The 6,144-nt window shown below is 58.1% G+C and carries 4 protein-coding genes; 1 reads left to right on the forward strand and 3 read right to left on the reverse strand.

The features are described from left to right. Positions 1-41 precede the first annotated feature (41 nt). The 3 genes from CQ018_RS07340 to CQ018_RS07350 form a co-directional block, all read right to left on the reverse strand. Positions 42-1,034 carry a LacI family DNA-binding transcriptional regulator gene (locus CQ018_RS07340; RefSeq protein WP_219844010.1) on the reverse strand — a complete coding sequence of 331 codons (993 nt, stop codon included), beginning with the start codon at positions 1,032-1,034 and terminating at the stop codon, positions 42-44. Between the two features lie 50 nt (positions 1,035-1,084). After that, positions 1,085-2,824 (reverse strand): glycoside hydrolase family 36 protein, encoded by a 1,740-nt coding sequence (locus CQ018_RS07345; protein WP_105549306.1) that lies wholly within the window; start codon positions 2,822-2,824, stop codon positions 1,085-1,087. Between the two features lie 102 nt (positions 2,825-2,926). Beyond that, complete coding sequence (locus CQ018_RS07350; RefSeq protein WP_105549307.1) at positions 2,927-4,066, reverse strand: aminotransferase class V-fold PLP-dependent enzyme; 1,140 nt, start codon at positions 4,064-4,066, stop codon at positions 2,927-2,929. A 335-nt stretch (positions 4,067-4,401) separates the two neighbouring features. Between CQ018_RS07350 and CQ018_RS07355 the strand changes: the two genes are divergently transcribed. After that, positions 4,402-5,988, forward strand: coding sequence for an ABC transporter substrate-binding protein (locus tag CQ018_RS07355; RefSeq protein WP_105549308.1), 1,587 nt, complete (start codon positions 4,402-4,404; stop codon positions 5,986-5,988). The last annotated feature ends 156 nt before the right edge of the window (positions 5,989-6,144 follow it).

The following is a 6,144-nucleotide window of genomic DNA, read 5'->3' on the forward strand; positions in this document are numbered from 1 at the left end:
AAACCTACAATGCACCAAAACCTCCGGTGGTGGGCAGGAAGCTAGCCGGTGCGGTAGAAACTGTCGCGCAGGATGAGCTCGGGCTGCAGGTAGAAGCCCTGCTCGGGCGTCGGTTCCTTCCTGATCTGCGCCAATAATTGCTCGATGATCTTCTGTGCGATGGCAGTTAGCGGCATGCGCACCGAGGCAAGCTGTGGGGTGAGGAACTGGCACAGTGGTAAATCGCTGAAGCCAACCACTGCCACGTCGGTGCCGACGCGCAGCCCCGCAGCACGGGCGGCATCGTAAACGCTCATCGCCAGCACGTCATTGCCGGTGACCACCGCGGTGGGCGCGTTTTCGCCTCGCAACATGGTACGAAGGCGTTCGACGAGCCCCTTGTCATGGGGTTCATGCTCGGGCGATTCGTGAATCAAGATGACCGACAGATCAAGTTCACGTGCGGCCTCGGTGAAGCCTTCGGCACGTTTACGCAGCCATGGGGTCAACGCTTCGGGATAGACATAGGCGACGCTGCGGTGGCCCTCGGCGGCCAGGGCGCCAGCAATTTCCCGCATGCCAGAAACGTTATCCGTATCTACCCAATGTTGGGGTTGCTCGGGCTCGGTACGGCCAAAGGTCATGAAGGGCAGGCCGAGCTCGGTGAGCCGTTGGACGCGCACATCGTTGGCCAAAATATCAGAGAGGATAAAGCCATCAACCTGGCGGGCCGCTGCCAGGGTATCGATGGCCCGTTTGGGGTCCTCGGTGGGGCGGAAAAGAAGAATCCGGTAACCAGCAAGTGCTGCGGCATCACAAAGTGCTGTCAGGAAGCCGCCCATCACCGGGTTGGGGTTTAATGGGTCATCGTCCGGGGCCATATACCCCAGGGTGTAACGCAGCCCGGTCTTCAGGCTGCGGGCCGACTGGTCGGGGATGTAGCCCAATGAATCGATGACGGCGATGACCCGGGTAAGAGTTTGTGCTCGGACGCGTTGGGGGGCGTTGAGCGCATTTGAAACGGTTTGCCGGGACACTCCGGCAACGCGTGCCACATCTTCGATGGTGACCCCGCTGCCGGAGTGTCCTGGACGAGTATTAATTGTTATGCACCTTCTGCGCCATCAATGCTAAGAGTCAACAAGCCGCCCAGTGGTACCTCGACCATGAGCATATTCTTTTCGAAACTTACCATCTCAGAGGTGATTTCGCGGCCTTGTGAATCGTTCACGACGGCACGCAGTTCGGTGCGCGGGCCGTTGGACAGGATCACACGGGTATCGGCATCGGCATTGGCAACCAAGAACGTTGACCAACCGGATTCGGGAACCTCGATGGGCAGCGGAGCGTAACGGGCAACTACCGCGGCGTCGCCGTACGCGGCGCTGATCATGGGGTAACCAAGCTCCGGGCGGGCCGGTTCGATGATGCTTAGCTGCAACAGATCCTCGTACGTGGAGAAGATGCTCAACCAGAATTTGAGTGTGGCGATCTGTTCCGGGGACTGGGTTTCAAGGGCAACCGAGATCTGCGGAACCGAGAAGAGCACGTTGATCAGGTGCACCGCGACCTGTTCCGGGGTTTCCTGCGGGTGCCACATGAGCATGTCCGCATGGATGGCCAGCGGGCCCTGGGTCATGCGCAAATCGGCAATGCGCTGACGGTTCTCGTGTGGGCTCAGCGGGCAGTCGGTAGCCCGGATCATGCTGGTAAATGGCCACAAACCGTGGCTGACATATGGCTGACGGTGTTCGATCATGGCTTCGGGGTTGGCCGCGGTCAGTCGTGCATGAACCTCGGAAAGCAGCAGTGCTACACCCTGCGAAACCTCGATGCAGTCTGCCTCCGGACCCGCGATGGGTGCATCCGGTGCGGCGAACCAGTCGACGAAGTCAATCTTGAGCCCATCCATTCCCCATTCGGAGACGGCGCGGGAGAGGCGTTCGGCGAGGTATTCGCGCACCATCGGGTAGCGCGGATCAACGACGATGGCCTGCATGTGTTCAAGGTTCCGTAGCCCGTAGTCCTTGAACTTATCCCAGACCGGGGAGTCCCAGCCGACGAACGGGATGGCATACCAGAGCATGTACTGCAGACCGATGTCGTGAACGCGCGCCACGTGTGCTGCCGTATCCGGCAGGGAAACCGGGTTCCATTCGCCGCAGTGACCGTAGCCGCGGGTGCGGTCGGTGGTCATCCAGCCATCGTCGACAATAATGACTTCGCAGCCGATCTCCTTGGCCATGGTTGCCTGTAGCTCAACCTTTTCTGGGCTGACGTCCTGGTGCATTGAGTACCAGGTGGAGTAGGCGGGCTTGCGTGCCGCGGAAGGCACATGGAAGGTGCGTCCCTCGCCCCACCATGCGGCGAAGGATGCCAGTGAGCGTGCGTAGTTCTTATCCGAGATATCAATGCGTACCGTCAGCTGGTTTTCGGCCTGGATCCAGACACGGAATTCGCCGAGTTCTTCGATGACGCCGGCGCTGACCAGGGCTTCTGTTTCGAGGGCCGCGAATGAGCAAATGTTCTTGTCTTCGGTGCCGATCAGCGATCCGATGGCCGCATTGCGGGCCAGCGTGGAGGTATGTGGCTTCATCCAGGCCGGTGGTAGCCAGCGTGAGCTTGAGCCTTCGGGGCTCCAATAGGCGGTGGCGGCGGTGCAGGGGAAGCGCCAGTCGATGCGTACCGGGCCATTGCCGGTGGCTTCGATCTGAATGACACCGTCCTCGATGATGGTGTGGGTGGCTTCGCCGTTATAGATGGAGAAAACTAGCCCGCCGGCACGAAGCTCGGTGGGTCCATCGGTGGCAGCCTGTGGTGCGTGTGGTTCCCAGACGGTGATCATTGAACTACCTTTCGTTGTGCCTGCTGCAGGCGAAAAATATGTTGCTGTAGATGAAAACTAGTGGAGATTAGGGGGCGCACTGACGTGTGTGCGGTGCGGGACCTAGCGGATCGAGGCCAGCGAAACACGTGAAAGTGTTTCGGAAAGCAGCGCTGCGGATTCTGCCCCGGTGGTGGCGTGAGCCGAGATTCTGATCCACGGCCCACGCTGGGTGGCATGGATTCCGGCCTGTGCCAGAAGTGAAAAAAGTGCTGTGGAATCAATGCCGGGCATACGGAAGCGGGCAATTCCACTCTGTGGGGAATGATTCTCGACTTCTCCGCCGGCGGCCACAATTGATTCGAGCAGTGCTTCAAGACCAGCACGTAGTGCCGAATTGATGGTGTGTAGACCGGTACCGAGGACCAAGTCGGTTCCGATTCCGAACGAGGCGACGGCAATGCTATCTGGGTTAGTCACAGTATGAGCAAGTGCCCCGCGAAGGGTTGGATGCGGGTGCGGAGCAGACCCCAGCGGGTTATCGACTCCGGACCAGCCACCGAGGCCGGGCTGCAATTTATCGGAGACCCGATCCCGGACCATGAGTGCGGCTGCACCCCAGCCGGCACGAAGCCATTTCTGCCCACCCGTGGCCAACACATCTGCTGCATCGGTATCAAAGGGAACAGCACCAAAGGCCTGCACCGCATCAACGGCCAAGACGCGGTCTTCACCAATGACTTCCTTGAGCTGCGCGAGTGGTACTACGAATCCGGTTCCTGCATCGACAGCGGAAACAGCAACGGCCTTGACCTGTGGGTCGAGGGCCTCACGAATGGTATCGGCGGTCATGGGCCCATCGATCCAGCGCACGCTCAGCCCGCCACGTTCGGCGGCACGAATCCACGGGTAGGTATTTGCGGGAAAGTCATTTCGGGGGACCAGCACCGTGCCCTGGAGCGGGCTTAGCGCCAGGGCAGCGGCGAACATTCCGTGACTCGTTGAACTAACGAAGGCAACTTCATGCGTTCGTGCTTGCAAAAGCGTGGCACTTGATACGCGGGCCTTTTCGACGAGGTTGTCTAGCAAGCCCAACACGGCGGGGCCTCCTTGCTGGAGCAGGGAAGCATGCGTGGTTTTTTGGGTAACTACCGCGTTGGAAAGTGGACCGATGCGGGCGAAGTCCAAATAGCCGGCAGATTCAGAGAATTCCTGTGTGTAGTTCTCAAACGGAACCCGTAAGTCATTGGTGGAAACGTTCATGTGGCTGTCGCAATCATGCTGGATTCAATGGAAGGCGCAAATGTTTGTATGAACGTTCAATATACACAGGTGTGACCCGTGCCGCAATCGTGACAGGTGGGCGGCAACTTTCCTGTAATAGCAGGGCAGTGGACTTGGCTCTTTCTGATTGATCGAATATTTGAACGTTCGAAAAACTTTTGAAATCCTGCTTGACAGTCGCGGGGTGACTCTGGTTTATTTCATAGGGTTGAATCAGAGATTGTGAATCCGGTCACGCAAGTGGCCGTACCCCACCAACGCGTAGCTTCGGCCGGAAATGCCGCCTTGAGTAATCGTTGAACGAGAGGATTGAAATGCTGAAAAAGAAGATGCTTGCTGTTGCCGCAGCAACAGCTGCCTTCGCATTGGTAGCCAGTGGATGCAGTTCTGCTCCATCGGCCGAGGCCAATGGCGAAAAAACATTGTCGTTCAATACGGGTGAACCTAAGTCATTGGTAGCCAGCAAGGACGCTGGAAGCCAGTTGGCCATGGCAATGTGCGCCAACTTGATGGAAGTCAACGTCGAGACTCAAAAGTACGAGCCGCTTGCAGCAAAGTCGGTCACCAGCGATGATGCCAAGACCTGGAAGATTGCCCTGCAGGATGGTTGGACCTTCCAGGACGGCACCCCGGTGACCGCTAATTCATTCGCCGATGCATGGAACAAGACGGCAACCGGTACCAATGCCTGGCAGGGCAATGCCTACTTCACGACCTTTGAGGGTTACAAGGAACTGAACCCCACCGATGGTTCCAAGCCGAGCACCGATAAGCTCTCCGGCGTTAAGGTCATCGACGATAAGAACCTCGAAGTTACCCTCACCGCGGCCAACGCGGATTTCCCGATGGTGCTTAGCTCCAATGCGCTGTGCCCACTTCCGGCCGTAGCATTCAGCGATCCCGAAGGCTACGAAGCCAACCCGATCTCTAATGGTCCATACAAGTTTGTTTCCTGGAACCACAACGTCGACATCGTGCTTGAAAAGTGGGATGGCTTCAAGGGCGCACAGGGCTTCTCCGGTGGCGCAGATAAGCTCGTGGGCAAGATTTACACGGCAGTCGACGCCGCCTACACCGACATGGTTGCCGGAAACCTTGACATGATTCGTGCCGTCCCGGCACCGATGATCACCAAGGCCAAAAAGGATCTGGGTGAAGAATCGGTTTACCCGATGTCCATTGGCAGTGCTCAGCAGACACTGCAGTTCCCCGAATATGTTGAAGAACTCAAGAACCCGGATCTGCGTAGCGCCATCTCGATGTCTATTGACCGCGAATCGATTGCCGCATCGCTGCTAGAAGGCAACGCGACGGCATCGGATGCCTTGGTTCCGCCTTCGCTTGCCTCGTACAAGAAGGATTCCTGCGAGGCTTGCACCTTTGATCCGGTCAAGGCCAAGGCCTTGCTGGAAAAGGCCGGCGGCTTTGACGGCACGCTGAACATTGAATTCGGTGGCACCACCTACACCCAGCTGGTTCAGGCCATTGCCAAGCAGATCGAAGACAACCTGGGCATCAAGGTCCAGATGAAGCCGATGCTTGGTACCGAGCTCGAAGCCAAGCGCAACAACAAGGAACTTGAAGGCGCAGTCTTTGGCGGTTGGGGTTGGGCCTACAAGAGCCCGGACCAGTTCCTGAGCCAGTACGAAACCGGTGGAGATGGCAACGCGACCACCGGCTACTCGAACCCAGCGGTCGACAAGCTGATCAAGCAGGCTCGCGGCACCATGGACGAGGCCAAGGCCGCGACACTCTATGCAGCCGCCGAAGCCGAAATCATGAAGGATATGCCTTCACTTCCACTCTTCATCCCGGCGGACCCGGGTATCCACTCCAAGTGTGCTGTGATGAACGATTCGCAGGGCGACCTGCAGTACTACCGTGCTGGTTACGCCTGCTAAATAGATCAATAGATTGCCTGGGGATCCATCACTTACACTCGTGATGGATCCCTAGGCATCATGTCCCTGACCCGGGCATCGAAAGGGAGCAGTTGCATGCTTGGTTACACAATTCGCAGATTCCTGCAGATGATTCCGGTGGTCATTGGCGCCACG

The organism is Arthrobacter sp. MYb227, from assembly GCF_002975435.1.
Taxonomy (GTDB): domain Bacteria; phylum Actinomycetota; class Actinomycetes; order Actinomycetales; family Micrococcaceae; genus Paeniglutamicibacter.

Bases quoted from the DNA above. Each gene is read 5' to 3' on its own strand.
- CQ018_RS07355 (WP_105549308.1), top strand. From the start codon at position 4,402: ATGCTGAAAAAGAAGATGCTTGCTGTTGCCGCAGCAACAGCTGCCTTC.
- CQ018_RS07350 (WP_105549307.1), bottom strand. From the start codon at position 4,066: ATGAACGTTTCCACCAATGACTTACGGGTTCCGTTTGAGAACTACACA.
- CQ018_RS07345 (WP_105549306.1), bottom strand. From the start codon at position 2,824: ATGATCACCGTCTGGGAACCACACGCACCACAGGCTGCCACCGATGGA.